The sequence below is a fragment of the Peribacillus sp. QJM3NY_7 genome (assembly GCF_056173225.1).
In genome coordinates this window covers 657,773-674,306 of sequence record NZ_CM149663.1, presented here as the reverse complement: position 1 = coordinate 674,306, position 16,534 = coordinate 657,773, and the positions used below count along the sequence as shown (strand labels likewise).

The window sequence follows — 16,534 nt, the reverse complement described above, 5'->3', positions numbered from 1 at the left end:
TCATGTAAATGACAATGATTCAAACATTACAATATATGAAGAATTAAACGTATTATTCATGACCAACAGGAAAGTTCACTAAAAATTATCCAGTTATAATTTCCAATGTGAGGAGAATAAGATGATTAATAAAGCTGAAATTTTAATGCACCCAGTAAGAATAAAGATTACCCAAGCTTTAATGAGAAATAGGGAAAATGGTTTAACACCATTAGAAATGTTAAAAATCATTAAAGATGTACCCCAAGCAACATTATATAGACATATACAGGTCCTTTTGGATTCAGGGGTCATTCGCATAGTAAAAGAGAAAAAAGTGAGATCCGTTTCCGAAAAATACTACGTTTTAAATGAAGAAGAAGCACGACTTAGCGGGGAAGAATGGAAAAAATCCTCTAATGAAAAAAAGGTGAACTATTTTTCTTATTATCAATTATCCCTTATGACCCAATATCAAAACTATCTTACTAAATTGGAAGAAAGAGACTGCGCAGAAGATGGTTCAACCTTTTCCCTTTTAGAACTAAAGCTTGATGATGAAAGCTTCCTTAACTTCCAAAATGAATTGAACGATTTAATGTTAAAATACTACAAAGCAACGAATCAAAGTGCCAAACAAGACTCTCCTATTCGAACAATCGGCGTTACAATTATTCCAGAATCATAAAAAAATGAAAAGGCTGTTCCAAAACCTTGGACTCAAAAACGAATATTATAGAAAAAACCGTTAGGAAACATATCTATATATTCACCAACCAGTCAGGTTGCAGTCCATGTTTTGAAACAGCCCAATAAATTCCATAATGGCTTACCACCCGTTATGGGACATGACTAAAAGTGAGGCACCCGCAATCAGCAACTCCCCAATGTTTCCTTGATACTGCTGTATACTTCGTCCCACAGGTGTTTTTCTTCAGCAAAAGCCGCAGTTATCTTTTTAATAACTGCTTTTTGCTCTGCCTCGAAACGTTCATCATCCTTGGCAGGCAGGTCAGACCTTAACTCCATTACGAACTCTTGTACCTTTGGTGCACGAGGTCCCCAAACAGCTTTTTCTTCACCATCCTTATCAATGAATATAAAAATGGGAATCGAACGCGCTGTTCCATTCGTTAAATATTGATCCATCAGTTCAAGATTTTGATCTCGTAAAATCATGCGAGTTTCGATATTTGCCGCTTCAGATATATTCAGCAGAATAGGAATATTCATCATCGCGTCCCCGCACCAGTCTTCAGTAATGACAATAACTCGAAGTTCCTTCTTCTTTAATGCATCAAAAAAGTCTTGGTCCTCTGCAGAAGTGGAAAAACCTTGCTGGATCGATTGTAAGTTTTCTTTATGTACTTTCATCGAAGATACAAATTCTTGAGCAGGAATCCCCTTTTCAAACCATTCATTCAGTGTCGTCATCGTATTTCTCCTAACTATTCTTTAAATTAAAAGTACCATAAACCACTTATTATTTCATTGTTTCCATCCCGAAAAATAAAATGACAAATTGGTAAATTAAATCCATGTTTTCTTTCCCGTGTAAAGGGAAAACTATACATACATTCAATAGCTTACTAACTATTTTATATTGATAAAAACATTGTTTTCTAGTTTAGGAGATGAAATTTTGTGGAAGGCTTTCTCTTTGCGCTACTCCCTGCATTGACATGGGGCAGCTTAGTGCTTGTTTCCGAAAAACTCGGAGGCAACTCTTATAATCAAACACTTGGCATTACAATCGGTTCATTACTGTTCGCCATCATGATGTCTTTCATCAATCCGCCGGAATGGAGCAGTCTAGTGTGGATTGTCGGCATCATTTCCGGGATAGGCTGGGCATTCGGGCAGTTATTTCAATTCAATAGCGTCAAGGAAATCGGGGTATCGAAAACCGTTCCAATCTCAACAGGACTGCAAATTCTAGGAAATACATTTTTTGCGGTCATCATTTTCAGGGAATGGAATGACAAGATGACAATCATCATCGGCATTGTTGCAATCATCTGTTTGATTACAGGTGTCTTGCTGACAAGCTATGGCGATGGTGATAACAAAAAAGAAGGAAGCATGAAAAAAGGGGTTTTTTACCTTGCCATTTCTACGGTGGGTTATGTTACATATGTCATCGTCGTCAGATGGAATGAGGTTGACGGATGGTCGGCGATCCTGCCGCAAGCAATTGGCATGTTCCTGGCTGCCTTGCTCCTTTCCATCAAACATAAACCGTTTAATAAGTATGCCGGACGGAATATCCTTACCGGAATGATGTGGGCTGTCGGCAATATCGGTCTCCTGCTCGCTAATCCCAAAGTGGGCGTGGCCATCGCATTCTCATTTTCCCAAATGGGAATCGTCATTTCCACTTTAGGCGGCATCTTTCTTTTAGGAGAGAAAAAATCCAAAAAGCAAATGGCCTTTGTCATCATCGGGTGTGTACTCGTAATTGCTGGCGGAATCATGATTGGCTTTACAAAAGAATAGTCAAAGGAGAGCTGAACGATGTATGAAGATTTAGAGAAAAAAGTCGTCGTGATCACTGGCGCGGCAAAAGGATTAGGAAAAGCCATGGCCGAAAGGTTCGGTAAAGAAAAAGCACATGTCGTATTAAATTATCACACTGAAAATGGAGACCATAAGGAAATCATCAAAACGATTGAAGCTGCAGGCGGGAAAGCCGCAGCCATTCAAGGTGACGTTTCAAAGGAAGCTGATGTGAAGAAATTGCTTTCTTTCGCTGTGGACACCTTTGGTACAATCGACATCATGATCAACAATGCTGGTATTGAAAATGAAGTGCCCAGCGAAAAATTGACTCTTGAAGATTGGCAGAAAGTCATCGATGTAAATCTAACGGGGATGTTCCTGGCAAGCAGGGAAGCAATCAGTTATATGCTCGATCATGGCATTAAGGGCAATATCATTAATATGTCTTCCGTTCATGACCGGATACCTTGGCCTCATTTTGTCCACTATGCAGCAAGTAAGGGCGGAGTCAAGATGATGACAGAAACCCTTGCACTTGAATATGCTCCTAAAGGGATTCGCATTAATAATATTTCACCTGGTGCAATCGACACACCCATCAATGCCGAAAAATTCGATGACCCGAAAGCTAAACAAGAAGTCATCAACCTGATACCGATGGGATACATCGGAAAACCGGAACAAATTGCCGCTTGTGCCGCTTGGCTCGCTTCCGCTGAATCGAGCTATGTAACGGGCTTGACCTTATATGCTGATGGCGGAATGACCAAATATCCAGGTTTCCAAGCAGGAAAAGGCTGAACTTAACGTATGAAAAGAACCACTCCATCACAAACATGGGGTGGTTCTTTTCATGCCCCTGGACAAGGATGTTGTACAAGCTGAAGAAAAATAATACTTCCTTTACTTGCGGTCTTTTTACTCGGATTGGTTGTCCTATTTGCGATTTCTGCATTGGAACCAACAAATCCTAATCATTCCCCTTGCTGTCCCTCCCTTGTTACGAGGTCAAATTAGCTACACTCGTGAGTTTCGCCGTTTTACTCGTGAATTCAACAACTTCTCGTGAATTTCGCTATTTTACTCGTGAATTCGACGACTTTACTCGTGAATTCCGCTGTTTTACTCGTGAATTCAACGACTTTACTCGTGAGTTTCGCCGTTTTACTCGTGAATTCCACAATTGATCTACAAGGAAAAAAAGGCCCTTCTCGAATTAGAGAAGGGCTTTTTACTAGAATTTCTTATCCTGAAATCTCATCATCGGATTTAACATCCAATGGTGTTCGTTTATCCATTTTCAGCATGTAATAACTTGCTATTACCAAGGCTAGGAAAACGATTCCGACAACCAAGGAAATCCTTGTACTAGGATTGATCCACATACCTACCAGCACCATCAGTAAAAAGGCTATTGTCGCATAGTTACTGTAAGGGGCCAACGGCATTTTGAACGGATGTTTCTCCATTTCAGCGGCATTTACCTTTCTGAACTTAAGCTCACTGATAAGTAAGACAAACCATGGAATCATCCCAGGCAAAACACTCGCACTGTACACATAAAGGAATACTTGCGGCGGTGCAAGGTAATTCAGGATAACCCCGATGCCCAACCCTAATAGTACAGCGATCGTGCAATATGCCGGAACTCCATTTTTAGATACTTTAGCAAAGACTTTCGGAGCTTGGCCATTCAATGCCAGTGTGTAAAGCATACGACCTGCACTGAAAATCCCACTGTTGCATCCAGACATCGCCGCAGTGATGACCACAAAATTAATGATGCCTGCCGCTGCAGTGATACCTATTTTGGCAAAGGTCGAAACAAACGGACTGCCTAAGTCATCCAGTTGATCCCAAGGGAATACTGTCACGATGACGAAAATGGCACCAATGTAGAAAATTAAAATGCGCCATATAATTGATTGAATCGCTTTTGTTACGGTCTTCGTTGGGTCTTTCGCTTCCCCTGCTGTGATGCCGATAAGCTCAACGCCTTGATAGGAAGCCACGACAAGTGAAAGCGCAAAGAAGAATCCTGTCCAGCCTCCCGTAAAGAAGCCGCCATTTTCCCAAAGATTCGATAATCCAATCGCATCCCCGCCATTGCCTATTCCAAAGAAGATAAGGCCCAGGCCGGCAACGATCATCAATATAATCGTTATGATTTTTATAAGTGCAAACCAGAATTCAAATTCCCCGAATGATTTAACGGAAATGAGGTTGGCCGCTCCCAAGATGATCATGGCGACCACACCTGGTATCCAGGCCGGTAACTCCGGGAACCAATATTGCATATACAAGCCAACCGCAATGATTTCGGACATTCCGACGATTACCCATTGAAACCAATTGCTCCAAGCAGTCATATAACCTGCCAAAGGATGTATATAGCTACTCGCAAAGGTTGCAAAAGAACCTGTAGTCGGTTCTAAATAAAGCATCTCACCCATGGAACGCATGATGAAAAATATAAAAATACCTGCAATGGCATAAGCAAGCATTACAGAGGGCCCGGTCCATTTGATCGTGCTCGCAGATCCCATGAATAACCCGACTCCGATGGTTCCGCCCAAAGCTATCATTTGAATGTGACGTGCTTCCAGCCCTCTCTTTAATTCCTTGTTCGACATGATTAACTCCTCCAGATGCAATATCGGTAATGCTTTTCTATCCTTACCATGAACTTATTAATTATTGCAGTTAGAAATGCTCTATCGAAAAAATACCAATAACACTTCATTTATGTTTTCTTATCTTATAATAGTAAATATTCTGTAAAAATACAATTGTATTTTTGAAATAAACAGTTGCCAATAATATCTTGTTGATTTTTCTAATCAGAAAATATCATTTTAAAAAAATGATGTTCAGTATTTTATTATAGTGATCGTTCATAATGAGTAGAAAACAATCACTTCTGCTTAGACCTTAAGTTAAATTCAGACCACTATTAAACTACAGATAATGCCTGTTTCATTTCAAAAAATTTGTTGACCTACCGAAAAATAGATGATAGAATTCCAATATTATTTTATAAGCATAATGAAATGATCAAGCAGTGGAAAATTATCACTGACTGACATTTCTTCACAACCGCATACAAGCAAGCGATGAATGCTATGGATGACACTATAGCAGGAGCAGCTTCTGGAGAGACTGTACAAGATGCAGCGCCGAAGGATTCACAATCTCAGGCAAAAGGACAGAAGAGTAACGAATGATATATTGTTATTCTGAGCCCTTTAAGAGATTGGTATTATCCAATCTCTTTTTTTAATGTCCATTTTGTGATTGGACTAAAACAACAAATGGGAAAGGCAAGCTGGACGACAATCACGTCCCTCTCTCCAAGACCATGCAGGTAAACATTCACTACCAAGACTATAAAAACGGGGGCGTACGAATTGGCTAAACAAGAATTAAAAAGAGATTTAAAAAATCGACATGTACAACTGATTGCAATAGGAGGAACCATTGGCACCGGTTTATTTTTAGGTTCCGGAAAAGCCATACAATTAGCAGGTCCTTCCATATTATTCTCTTATATGATAATAGGGATTGCCTTGTTTTTTGTGATGAGGGCCCTGGGGGAATTGCTTTTATCCAATGCAGGGTACACATCATTCACTGAATTCGCAACTGAATATGTCGGTCCATGGGCCGGCTTCGTGACCGGTTGGACATATTGGTTTTGTTGGATCATGACCGCAATGGCCGATATCATAGCTGTCGGTGTTTATATGCAATATTGGTTTGATGTCCCTCAATGGATTCCGGCTCTGCTTTGTCTGGTCATTCTGTTAGGATTGAACCTATTGACCGTTAAGATCTTTGGCGAATTGGAATTCTGGTTTGCCATCATTAAAGTAATCACGATCATCGCCTTGATCATCGTAGGAGTTTTCCTTCTGATCATCGGCTTCAATACCAATACCGGAACGGTTTCCCTAACGAACCTTTGGAATCATGGCGGCATGTTCCCCAATGGCATTTCCGGATTCCTGTTATCTTTACAGTTGGTCGTCTTCTCATTTGTCGGTGTCGAATTGGTCGGGGTTTCTGCAGCAGAAACGGCGAACCCGCGAAAGAACATTCCATCTGCCATCAATAAAATCCCTGTCCGGATTTTGCTTTTCTACGTTGGTGCACTATTCGTCATTCTCTGCGTCAACCCATGGACACAACTGGATGCCACAAGCAGTCCATTTGTAGAGGTCTTTGCGTTAATCGGCATTCCAGTCGCTGCAGGGATCATCAACTTCGTCGTTTTGACATCCGCTGCTTCTGCATGCAACAGCGGTTTATTTTCAACGAGCCGAATACTTTATACGTTAAGCAGGAATGGCGAAGCCCCTGCTAAACTGGAAAAATTAAATAAACAGGCTGTCCCGGGCAATGCCTTATTCACATCCACAATCGTTGTATCAATAGGGGCATTATTAAGCAAGCTGATACCGGAACAGGCATTTACTGTCGTGACTACCATCAGTGCCATCTGTTTCATATGGGTATGGAGCATTATCTTGATCTCCCATATCAAATATTCGAAAACAAGGCCTGACCTAAGAGCCGAATCGACTTTCAAGGCTCCTTTTACACCTTTTGTCAATTACGTCATTTTAGGCTTATTCCTGTTCATCCTTATTGTTATGCTATTCGCTGAAGCTACACGGCTATCACTGCTCTTGACCCCAATCTGGTTCATCCTCTTGGTGATACTATATAATTATCGAAAAAAAAGATAGCTAAAGGAAATAAAGCCTTAAACTCAATATGAATTCAAGGCTTTATCTGCATATGAACATATTAGGCCTTCGGCTTTCTGCACACTTTTGCTAAAATATATCAGGCAACTGCATTAAATTTTATATCAAAATAGTGTAAGCTAGTATATATTATCGGACCTTTTCCGTCATGTATGAATTTTCCATCCGGTTTGGTTCACCCATCCATCAGTGGCATTGAAGAATAAACCCCCATTGGTGGGCGTTTCACTTTATTTAAAACGGAGGGGTTGTTTAATGAAGATTATATATATTCTTACACTAGTTCCTTTTATAGGCATACTGGGATTTCTACCTTTTGTTAATAAAATAGAACCATATGTATTAGGGATGCCTTTCAATATGTTCTGGATGGCTATGTGGGTGGTCCTTACCTCTGCCATACTCGGCATCATGTATAAGCTGGATCCCAGGAATCGGGAAGGTGACCAGGAATGAATATTGCTCTCTTAATCATTTTAGCATTTTTACTTCTATCGATATTTTTAGGAATACGCTCTTCAAAAGGAAAAGATATGGACTTGGAACAATGGACGGTGGGCGGACGCGGTTTTGGTGCGATATTCGTCTTTCTGCTGATGGCCGGGGAAATCTATACGACCTTCTCCTTCCTTGGCGGCAGCGGCTGGGCTTATGGCAAGGGCGCACCCGCTCTATATGTTCTAATTTACATTACTTTGTCTTACGTATTATCCTATTGGCTCCTGCCGGAAATATGGAGATATGCCAAAGAAAATAAACTGATGTCTCAATCCGATTTCTTTGTAAGCAAATATAAGAGTCCCAGTTTAGGAATTTTGGCTGCACTTGTCGGTGTGGTGTCGATGATCCCAGTGATCGTCGTGCAGCTGAAAGGATTGGGGATCATTGTCTCAGAAGCATCTTATGGTGCCATCTCAATGTCTGAGGCAGTTTGGATGGGGGCGATCAGCCTTACCATTTATGTGATGATCTCCGGTATACACGGTTCAGTTTGGACCGCGGTCATTAAAGATATCATGATGGTCGCCATAATAGGATTTTTGGGGATTTATCTGCCGATACATTACTTTGGCGGATTTCAGCCGATGTTTGAAGCGGTTGATGCCGCCAAGCCTGGTTTTCTAAAGTTCCCTGATCAGGGGCTTAGCGTATCATGGTTCATCTCCACGGTAATATTGCTCGTATTCGGTTTCTATATGTGGCCGCAAGTTTTCAGCGCTGTTTATTCAGCACGCAGCGGCAAGGTATTTCGAAAGAACGCCATCATCAGTCCTTTATATACACTCATGCTGTTATTCGTCTTTTTCGTTGGGTTTACAGCTATATTGAAAGTGCCCGGACTCGTTGGGGCAGATGCGGACCTCTCATTGCTGCGCCTTTCGATCGAGACCTTTGATCCATGGTTTATAGGCATAATCGGCGGCGCTGGATTGTTGACCGCATTGGTGCCGGGATCCATGCTTTTGATGAGCGTCGCTACACTGCTCGCGAAAAACGTTTATAAGGAATTTGCACCTAACGTATCCGATCGCCATATTGTACGATTGGCAAAGTTCCTTGTGCCAATCATTGCCCTTATAGCCGTCTACTTCACCTTAAACGGCGGCGAAACGATGTCGGCATTAATTCTTATGGGATACAGTCTCATCACACAGCTCTTCCCATCCCTTCTCTTTAGTCTGAAAAGGAATAATCCGATCAATAAATTTGGCGCAATCGCCGGCATCATTACCGGATTGGCCATCGTAATCTGCATTACACTCAGTCAATCGACAATAGGGACCTTGTTTCCATCCTTGCCGCAAGCAGCAAAAGATTTGAATGTGGGAATCATTGCATTGGCAGTCAATTTCATTGTGATGATCACGGTGAGTATTGCTTTCAGAAAGCACGCGGTTCAGTTGGAACCTAAATCCGTTAACGATATATGAAGCAAATTTTGAAACTGGTTATGGATCAATAAACATTGGAGGCTCAGTCAAAAGACTGAGCCTTTCTTATTCTCGGCTTCCAAGCATAGTGTCCTTTATCTCAATATTGTTGATGGGAAACCTCATTTTAGACTATTAATCTTTTCTGTTTATAAACAAATCCCCTATTTTAACTAATAAATACAACGAAAAAATAATCATCAAGGTTCTGGATACTACCAGGCCATCCATAGCTAAATCATATCCACCTCTTAATAAGACTTCCGGGTTCAAACAAAAAGTAATCGATATTACGAAAGCTATTAAAATCAGGATAACACCGAACTGAGATCTATTTGACATTAACATTCCGCCTCACATTATATATTCTCCAAATAATAGAATTGCTTTTAGGAATAATCTATATTCATGGTCACTGGGGATGACTCAGTTGCATTAAAAATCCAAAATAAATAGCCACCCTGATAAAGAATGACTATATATCATAAAATATGAAGCTTTCTTAGTGAAATGCATCGTATTGCTTCCGAGCCAACAAAAAATACTCTTTTCAGAAGGTTCGGGCTTTTACTCGTGAGTTTGGAGCAAATACTCGTGAATTTCATGCTTTTACTCGTGTCCATGAAGCAAATACTCGTGAGTTTCATGCCCGTTAAAGCTCATTTCAGTAATCCACTAAAGCCTTCCTGCCATCATTCAATTCTTTGACCACTTTCTTATATTCCTGCAACTCTTGTTCCAGTTTTTGTTTTCTATTTAAAATCATTCTCGTAACCTCTTTCGGGGAGGGCCCGCCTTGAATGCTTCTGATTTCCACAAAATATTCGGGAGAGATTATTTTTTTCCATTCATCTTCTGCTATGTTCACTGATACGAATTCATTGATGATCTTGTTGATTTCTTGTGTGTCCCAATCATATAGCTCTTTCCCTTCACTAATCGACTTTTTTGCAATATGACTGGCTATGGAATGGGCTTTTCTAAAGGATATGTCGTAATCTCTTGAAAGGGTATCCGCTAATTCAGTAATCGTTATACTGGATTTTGCGGCCATTTTCTTTGTATGTTCTTCATTTACTTTCAAAGTCGACATGACGGCATACATTAGTTTCATGACACGGCCTGCATTCGAAAAAGCCCGATATAAATGTGGCTGTAAATCATCTTCCGTATCGACGATATCACCAAATGGTGTATTGTGAATCATATTCATTGCAGCAAGTGCATCACCATACGCACTGCTTGCAATCGAACGGGAATGTTCAATGGAGACAGGATTCCTTTTTTGCGGCATGATGCTGCTCACTTGAACATAAGGGTCCGCCACGTGAAATGTACCAAACTCCCTTGTCACATGCTGCAGGAAATCTTGGATCCACCTTCCGGTATTGACCATGCACGTCATGATGGCAGTTGCGGTTTCCAATAAATAATCTGCCCCGCCAATCGAGTCATAGGAATTTTCAATCACAGAATCAAACCCAAGCAGTTCAGCCGTACGGTTCCGACTGATCGGAAAACCGGTGGTCGTTAACGCGGCTGCACCCAAAGGGGATTGGTTAACCGTTTCATAGGCTGCCCATAACCGGCCAATATCCCTTTGAAGCACATCATAAATGGCTAAAAAGTAATGTCCTATTGTAGTCGGCTGAGCCGGTTGGGTATGTGTGTAACCTGTAATATAGGTTTCTGTATGTTTTTCAGCCTGCACCAAGAATGCTTCACTCAATTGGTTTGCATAGCCAACCAATTGGAGCAGATGACCTCTCAAAACAAGCCGGTACATCGCAACCCCCATATCATTACGACTGCGGCCGATATGAATCTTCCCTGCAAGTTCATGGCCGATTTCCTCACCGATCTTTGCCTCCATCATGAAGAATAGGTCTTCGAATTGGGGCTGATAGGTCAACTGCGCGAGATCTGTTTGGGCCACTTTCCGAATCCCATCAAGCATGGTTTTCGCCTCTTCATCTTTAATGATCTTTTGTTCCGAAAGCATGATGACATGTGCCCGATGAATATCGAACATTGCATCAAATAAGTAATCTCTTTGATCATTAAAAACAGGCATCAGAAGCTCTCTAACATAGGTTTTTCCGGGAAAGACACTACCTTCATTTTTGATAAATTGTTCAAGCCTGCTCATCTTTGAACCTCCGATTTATAAAGCTTTTTCCGCTTTGATTCCAAAAAACTTGTTCGAAATAAAGAGAACGATTACAATCAGCGTGATTTGAATCATCCCATAGGCAGCGGCCTGCCCCATATTGAACATCCGAAGCTGATTCATGATTTCAATGGATATGGGCCTGTTTGAAATCGTGTACAACAGGACCGAGGTCGGGAATTCCCCCACAGATTCGATAAATGCCAATAATGTCCCTGATAAAACACCAGGCATAATAATCGGAAATATTACCCTTCTGAAGGTATAAAACCACTTAGCCCCCAAGTTTCTGGCTGCTTCCTCAATCGAATCATCCAGCTGCTCCAGAACGGCATTAGTCGACCGGACAACGAGTGGAATATGCCTGATGAAATAGGCAAGCGGCAAAATCCAAAATGTGCCTACCAAGATTTGACCGAAAGAAAAAACACTAGGTTCATTGAATGCGAATATCAAGTTCATCCCTATGACCGTTGCAGGCAACGCCCAAGGAATCATGACTAGAATATCGACAAAGCTTTTCCCGACGAATTTCCGTTTGACAAGTACATAGGACGCTATGACCCCAAACACCAGATTTGCCAACGTAGCAATAAACGCCATCAGTAAACTATTTCTTAACGGCTTGAAGATATTAGGGTCTTCAAACAAAAGCCTGTAATTTTCAACATTAAATACTGTGGGATACGTTTGAAATGTCCAGGTTCCATCCGGCACAAGTGAAAGTAAAAGAATCGTAAAGTGCGGTAAAAGCAGAATAATTACGCCGATGACCCCCGTTACGACCATCACCCATTTCATAACCGGGTTCTTCACTTCACTCCTGTGTGCCCCAATCCCTTTCGAGACCATTCGATAATCCTTCCTATTCTGATACCAACGCATGAATAATAGAAATGAAATCGAAACGATGGATAGAATGACCGATTGGGTAGCGGCAATTTCCATATCACCATTGATTTTTGAAAAATAAATTTGCAGGCTTAACACCCTGTATCCGCCAGCTAATAAAAACGGGGCACTGAAAGAAGCCATCGATATCATGAAAACAAGTAAAGAGGCGGCAACGATTGCAGGTGTCAATAATGGAAATGTCACCTTCCAAAAAACCTTTAATTTATTTGCTCCTAAGTTATAAGCGGCTTCTTCAAGTGATGGATCTATTTTATTGATTGCAGCGGATACGGTCATATAAAAATAAACATACATCGTATAGGCATGCACGATAAGAATTCCCGGTACCCCGCCAATCTTGAATGGAACCTTATCGAGACCGAACAGGTCCTTGATGGCATTTGGAATCAATCCCGATTCTCCATATAAAAACATAAAGGCCATTACCCCTACCAATGATGGAAGGACAATCGGCAAAATCGCTGCTGATGAAAAGAAGCTTCTGCCGGGAAAATCGTAACGGTTAAAAATGAATGCGAGCGGAATGCCAATCAAGGCACTGACCAATACACTCAAAAAGGATATATAAACAGAATTCCAAAGAGCCTCTAAGTTCGTTTTCGATTCCTGTACGAAGAAGTCCTGATAATTTCCAAGGGATATCGTTCCGTCTTTTTGCAGACTTTCAATAAAGGTCCTCAATGACGGGTAGAGTACATATGCTATGAGCACCAATACAACTGGTATAAGGAGCCAAACCGTCAATCTCGTATCACGATTTTTAATCATGGCGCATCACCGCTTATGACAGGGATAAGACGCAGCTGTTTCTCGGGAAGCTGGACATACACTTCCTTTCCTTGATAAAAGTATCCAAAATCATGGGTGTTAAATACGTCGACCCTTAGTAACACGTCTTGAACATCCACCATGACATTCACAACAGACCCAAAGAATTGGACGGAATTTATTTTACCTTTAAAGATATTCGTTCCTTCTTCGGTCACATCCAGAATCCTGATTGCTTCAGGACGAATCGAAACAGCAAGGTCAGCATCACTCTGTATGATTGAAATTCCGTCCCTAGCTTGATTTTCCACCTTCAATTTAATCGGTTTTTCACTATTCTTAAGGACAATCTCTATATTATCTTGTTGAACTTTTTCAACTTGAACGGGCAAAAGATTAATCTCGCCTATAAAACTCGCCACAAAATCATTGGCCGGCCGATTATAAATTTCTGTTGGCGTCCCGACCTGGTGACATACACCATAATTGAACACAGCGATTCGATCACTCATGGATAATGCCTCAGCCTGATCATGAGTGACATAAATGGTGGTAATCTTATAATCACGCTGCAGCCTTAAGATTTCCACTCTCATTTCATCACGAAGCTTGGCATCCAGATTACTTAATGGTTCATCCAGCAGTAATATTTCCGGTTCAATGACCAGTGCTCTCGCCAGGGCCACCCGCTGCTGCTGCCCTCCGCTTAACTGGCTCACTTGACGATCCGAGTAGCTCTCCAGCCTGACCTTTTGGAGGGCATCCAGCACTCTCTTCTTTAATTCAGCAGAAGAAACCTTTCTCACACGCAAGCCAAACGCTACATTTTCAAAAACAGTCATATGGGGAAAGAGGGCATAGTTTTGAAAAACCATGCCTGTATTTCTTTTTTCCGGAGGTACACGCGTCATATCTTTGTCGCCAAATCGGACGACACCTTTAGTTGGATAATAAAAACCGGCAATCATCCGAAGTGTTGTCGTTTTACCGCAGCCGCTTGGACCAAGAAAGGTAAAAAACTCACCTTCTTTGATGTCCAGATTTAAATGGTCAACAGCTATCGTTTTCCCGAAGGCTTTTTGGACATTCTCTATTTTTATTGACGCCATCCAAACGACACTTCCTTATTCTTTAATTTCTTTATCTCCGCTTTTAATATTTTCGTCCCAGTATTTCATCCACTCGTCACCTTTTTCCTGGAATGCATTCCAATCAATATCCATCGCTTTAATTTCCGTTTCCGTGATCCATTCAGGTAAACCCTTCACATCACTTCTGGTCGGAATCCTGTAAAATTCTTCTGCCAAAGTTTTTGCGGCTTCTTGTGAATTCACGAACTCATAAAAGGCTTCAGCCGCTTTTGGATGCTTGGCACCTTCAACGATGGCGATACCTTCTGTCAATACTGGCGTTCCGCTTTCTGGAATGACGAACTCAAATGGATAATTTTTATTTTCTTTCAGCATGACGACATCCGGCATTGCCCAAACGGAAAGTGAGCCCTCTCCTTTTGCTACCTTGTTATACATCATTTCCGGATTCGCTGAATATTCCTTCGTGTTTTGGTCGAGCTTCTTTAGCCAGTCATACCCTTCTTTCGGATCATTTGTATCCTTATACGTACGATAGATCATCGCAGAAAAAATTGTCCTCATCGTTCCGGAGGCTAACGGATAGCGGATGATGATTTCGTCTTTCCATTTCGGATCAAGCAGCTCATCCCAATCTTTCGGTACCTCGTCTTTTGATAATTCTTTGCTGTTATACATGATGACTTCCGGTGTCTGGCTCGTTCCTGTCCAATACCATTCCGGATCGCGGAATCCTTCATCGAGACTATCGGAATAGCTAGGCTTATAAGCGGCCAGCAGCCCATCATCCTTTGCTTGATTGAAGTTCGTGGAAGGTGCACCCCACCAAACGTCTGCCTGCGGATTACTTTTCTCTGAACGAACACGGTCAAGGATTTCCTGAGACCCCATATCAAGCCACTCAACATCAATACCATACTTATCTTCGAACTGCTTTTCGAATTTTGATAAAATATCTTTGCCATGCGGTGAATAAACAACGATTTTATCTTCGAGCTCACCCTTTTCGCCATCATCCGAATTCGTTTTCGTATCTGTACCGTTACATCCCGAAATTAATAGTGCTGCCGATAAGGTCAGTACTGAAACAAGCGACTTTTTCCTATTTTTCATTAATATTCCCCCTCATCGCGAAAATTCAAAATGCCATCATGTTCCCTTAAAAATAGGGAAACCGCTCCAAGCACCCCTGCGTCTTCTCCCAGTTGTGAAGTTTTCATTTCTACTAAACTTGGAAGATATCGATCAACGACCTCCCGAATTCTAGGTAAAATGTATTCAGCAGAATTTAATACACCACCTCCTAAAATGATCACTTCCGGATTTAGCAAACTAGCCGCATTGACAATTCCGCAGGCTAAATGTTCGATGGCTTCATTTATGATGGCCATAGCTGCAGTATCTCCTTTTTTTGCTGCCAAAAAAGCATCCTCCCCCGATAGTTCGGAAGATTTGGCCCGTTCGAATAAAAAATGGTGAGGATCCTTGAGGACCTCCCTGGTGAAGTGACCGCCAATCGACTTGCCTCCTGCGACACTTTCCAAATAGCCGTATCTATGGAAAATCGGCTTGAATTCACGTTTTATATCCTCTTTGTCCGTCACCATATATCCCATTTCCCCAGCGGCACTGGAAGCTCCTCTGTATAACTGGTTATTCAAGATGATGCCGCTTCCGATTCCCGTGCCAACCGCAATGAACAGTAAATTCCGCTTATTTTGTGCATTACCCAGCCACTGTTCACCTAGTGCAGCCGCGTTTACATCATTGTCCAGAAAGATGGGGAAATCAAAATAACGCTTCGCTTCTGCTATAAATGGATATTGTACCCAGCCTAAACTCGGTGCCTCTATTACTAATCCGCTTGCCGTTTGCGTAATGCCAGGGATCCCGACTCCCATCCCCAATATCCTTTCCTTCGCAATCTGATTCTTTGCAATTAACCGCTCCGTTTCAATCGCCATTTGTTTAAGCAGCCCTGAATTTAAATAAGTGTTTGTTGAAAAACTAGTGTCAGCAAGGATGTTGCCGCTTAAATCGCTTAAAACGATTTTCACTTTCGTCCCGCCTATATCGACACCGATGATATAGGCAGCCTTTTCATTAAAAAAGAGCTGGATGGGCCTCCTCCCGCCTTGAGATGAGGATACTCCTATTCCTTTCTCGAATACCCATTTCTCCTGTATAAGTTCATCCACAGCCTGAGAAACAGTTGGTTTACTTAGCTGAAGCTTAACGGCGATTTCAGCTCTTGAAATGGGTGAACATTCTTGGATGCATTGAATGATTCTTTTTTTATTTACATATTTTTGATGACTGGGTGTCCTTTTAAAACTCATCACATCACGGCCTTACATTATTTAGTTAGTAAATCTTCCTAATTAAGTAAAAATATAACTTAAATAATTTCAA

General features: G+C 41.5%; 14 protein-coding genes and 1 riboswitch. Of the genes, 6 read left to right on the top strand and 8 right to left on the bottom strand.

Features of this window, described 5'->3' with window-relative positions; translation table 11 throughout:
- Positions 1-121 precede the first annotated feature (121 nt).
- Positions 122-667 carry a helix-turn-helix domain-containing protein gene (locus AC0VX1_RS03235; RefSeq protein WP_034305549.1) on the top strand — a complete coding sequence of 182 codons (546 nt, stop codon included), beginning with the start codon at positions 122-124 and terminating at the stop codon, positions 665-667.
- Between the two features lie 185 nt (positions 668-852).
- Here AC0VX1_RS03235 and AC0VX1_RS03230 read toward each other — a convergent pair whose 3' ends face one another.
- Positions 853-1,413, bottom strand: coding sequence for a thioredoxin family protein (locus AC0VX1_RS03230; protein WP_063595196.1), 561 nt, complete (start codon positions 1,411-1,413; stop codon positions 853-855).
- 210 nt (positions 1,414-1,623) lie between these two features.
- Between AC0VX1_RS03230 and AC0VX1_RS03225 the strand changes: the two genes are divergently transcribed.
- Both AC0VX1_RS03225 and AC0VX1_RS03220 read left to right on the top strand, forming a co-directional pair.
- Complete coding sequence (locus AC0VX1_RS03225; RefSeq protein ID WP_063592162.1) at positions 1,624-2,475, top strand: GRP family sugar transporter; 852 nt, start codon at positions 1,624-1,626, stop codon at positions 2,473-2,475.
- A gap of 18 nt (positions 2,476-2,493) precedes the next feature.
- Complete coding sequence (locus tag AC0VX1_RS03220; protein ID WP_106028103.1) at positions 2,494-3,279, top strand: glucose-1-dehydrogenase; 786 nt, start codon at positions 2,494-2,496, stop codon at positions 3,277-3,279.
- A 443-nt stretch (positions 3,280-3,722) separates the two neighbouring features.
- On the opposite strand, the gene AC0VX1_RS03215 is transcribed toward AC0VX1_RS03220, so the two are convergent.
- Positions 3,723-5,111: an amino acid permease gene (locus AC0VX1_RS03215; protein ID WP_063577410.1), complete on the bottom strand. Its 1,389-nt coding sequence runs from the start codon at positions 5,109-5,111 to the stop codon at positions 3,723-3,725.
- 507 nt (positions 5,112-5,618) lie between these two features.
- Positions 5,619-5,697, top strand: a riboswitch (glycine riboswitch).
- A gap of 188 nt (positions 5,698-5,885) precedes the next feature.
- Between AC0VX1_RS03215 and AC0VX1_RS03210 the strand changes: the two genes are divergently transcribed.
- From AC0VX1_RS03210 to AC0VX1_RS03200, 3 genes are all read left to right on the top strand, one after another.
- Positions 5,886-7,226: an amino acid permease gene (locus AC0VX1_RS03210; protein WP_413021839.1), complete on the top strand. Its 1,341-nt coding sequence runs from the start codon at positions 5,886-5,888 to the stop codon at positions 7,224-7,226.
- Between the two features lie 276 nt (positions 7,227-7,502).
- On the top strand, positions 7,503-7,703 hold the full coding sequence (locus AC0VX1_RS03205) for a DUF3311 domain-containing protein (RefSeq protein WP_048685209.1): 201 nt from the start codon (positions 7,503-7,505) through the stop codon (positions 7,701-7,703).
- Positions 7,700-9,178 (top strand): sodium:solute symporter family protein, encoded by a 1,479-nt coding sequence (locus AC0VX1_RS03200; protein WP_475469849.1) that lies wholly within the window; start codon positions 7,700-7,702, stop codon positions 9,176-9,178. The genes AC0VX1_RS03205 and AC0VX1_RS03200 overlap by 4 nt, the downstream gene beginning before the upstream one ends.
- 135 nt (positions 9,179-9,313) lie before the next feature.
- On the opposite strand, the gene AC0VX1_RS03195 is transcribed toward AC0VX1_RS03200, so the two are convergent.
- The 6 genes from AC0VX1_RS03195 to AC0VX1_RS03170 form a co-directional block, all read right to left on the bottom strand.
- The gene (locus tag AC0VX1_RS03195; protein WP_250161119.1) at positions 9,314-9,520 is read right to left on the bottom strand and encodes a hypothetical protein; all 207 of its coding nucleotides are present in this window, start codon (positions 9,518-9,520) and stop codon (positions 9,314-9,316) included.
- Between the two features lie 322 nt (positions 9,521-9,842).
- Positions 9,843-11,327: an argininosuccinate lyase gene (argH, locus tag AC0VX1_RS03190; RefSeq protein WP_336059757.1), complete on the bottom strand. Its 1,485-nt coding sequence runs from the start codon at positions 11,325-11,327 to the stop codon at positions 9,843-9,845.
- Positions 11,328-11,342: 15 nt separating this feature from the next.
- Positions 11,343-13,031, bottom strand: coding sequence for an ABC transporter permease (locus tag AC0VX1_RS03185; RefSeq protein WP_475469846.1), 1,689 nt, complete (start codon positions 13,029-13,031; stop codon positions 11,343-11,345).
- Positions 13,028-14,140 (bottom strand): ABC transporter ATP-binding protein, encoded by a 1,113-nt coding sequence (locus AC0VX1_RS03180; protein ID WP_475469844.1) that lies wholly within the window; start codon positions 14,138-14,140, stop codon positions 13,028-13,030. The genes AC0VX1_RS03185 and AC0VX1_RS03180 overlap by 4 nt, the downstream gene beginning before the upstream one ends.
- 15 nt (positions 14,141-14,155) lie before the next feature.
- Positions 14,156-15,235 (bottom strand): extracellular solute-binding protein, encoded by a 1,080-nt coding sequence (locus AC0VX1_RS03175; RefSeq protein WP_475469842.1) that lies wholly within the window; start codon positions 15,233-15,235, stop codon positions 14,156-14,158.
- Positions 15,235-16,461 (bottom strand): ROK family transcriptional regulator, encoded by a 1,227-nt coding sequence (locus AC0VX1_RS03170; RefSeq protein ID WP_063577417.1) that lies wholly within the window; start codon positions 16,459-16,461, stop codon positions 15,235-15,237. The genes AC0VX1_RS03175 and AC0VX1_RS03170 overlap by 1 nt, the downstream gene beginning before the upstream one ends.
- Positions 16,462-16,534 lie beyond the last annotated feature (73 nt).

Bases quoted from the DNA above. Each gene is read 5' to 3' on its own strand.
- AC0VX1_RS03170 (WP_063577417.1), bottom strand. From the start codon at position 16,461: ATGAGTTTTAAAAGGACACCCAGTCATCAAAAATATGTAAATAAAAAA.
- argH (WP_336059757.1), bottom strand. From the start codon at position 11,327: ATGAGCAGGCTTGAACAATTTATCAAAAATGAAGGTAGTGTCTTTCCC.
- AC0VX1_RS03200 (WP_475469849.1), top strand. From the start codon at position 7,700: ATGAATATTGCTCTCTTAATCATTTTAGCATTTTTACTTCTATCGATA.
- AC0VX1_RS03195 (WP_250161119.1), bottom strand. From the start codon at position 9,520: ATGTCAAATAGATCTCAGTTCGGTGTTATCCTGATTTTAATAGCTTTC.
- AC0VX1_RS03175 (WP_475469842.1), bottom strand. From the start codon at position 15,235: ATGAAAAATAGGAAAAAGTCGCTTGTTTCAGTACTGACCTTATCGGCA.
- AC0VX1_RS03205 (WP_048685209.1), top strand. From the start codon at position 7,503: ATGAAGATTATATATATTCTTACACTAGTTCCTTTTATAGGCATACTG.
- AC0VX1_RS03220 (WP_106028103.1), top strand. From the start codon at position 2,494: ATGTATGAAGATTTAGAGAAAAAAGTCGTCGTGATCACTGGCGCGGCA.
- AC0VX1_RS03215 (WP_063577410.1), bottom strand. From the start codon at position 5,111: ATGTCGAACAAGGAATTAAAGAGAGGGCTGGAAGCACGTCACATTCAA.
- AC0VX1_RS03230 (WP_063595196.1), bottom strand. From the start codon at position 1,413: ATGACGACACTGAATGAATGGTTTGAAAAGGGGATTCCTGCTCAAGAA.
- AC0VX1_RS03180 (WP_475469844.1), bottom strand. From the start codon at position 14,140: ATGGCGTCAATAAAAATAGAGAATGTCCAAAAAGCCTTCGGGAAAACG.
- AC0VX1_RS03235 (WP_034305549.1), top strand. From the start codon at position 122: ATGATTAATAAAGCTGAAATTTTAATGCACCCAGTAAGAATAAAGATT.
- AC0VX1_RS03185 (WP_475469846.1), bottom strand. From the start codon at position 13,031: ATGATTAAAAATCGTGATACGAGATTGACGGTTTGGCTCCTTATACCA.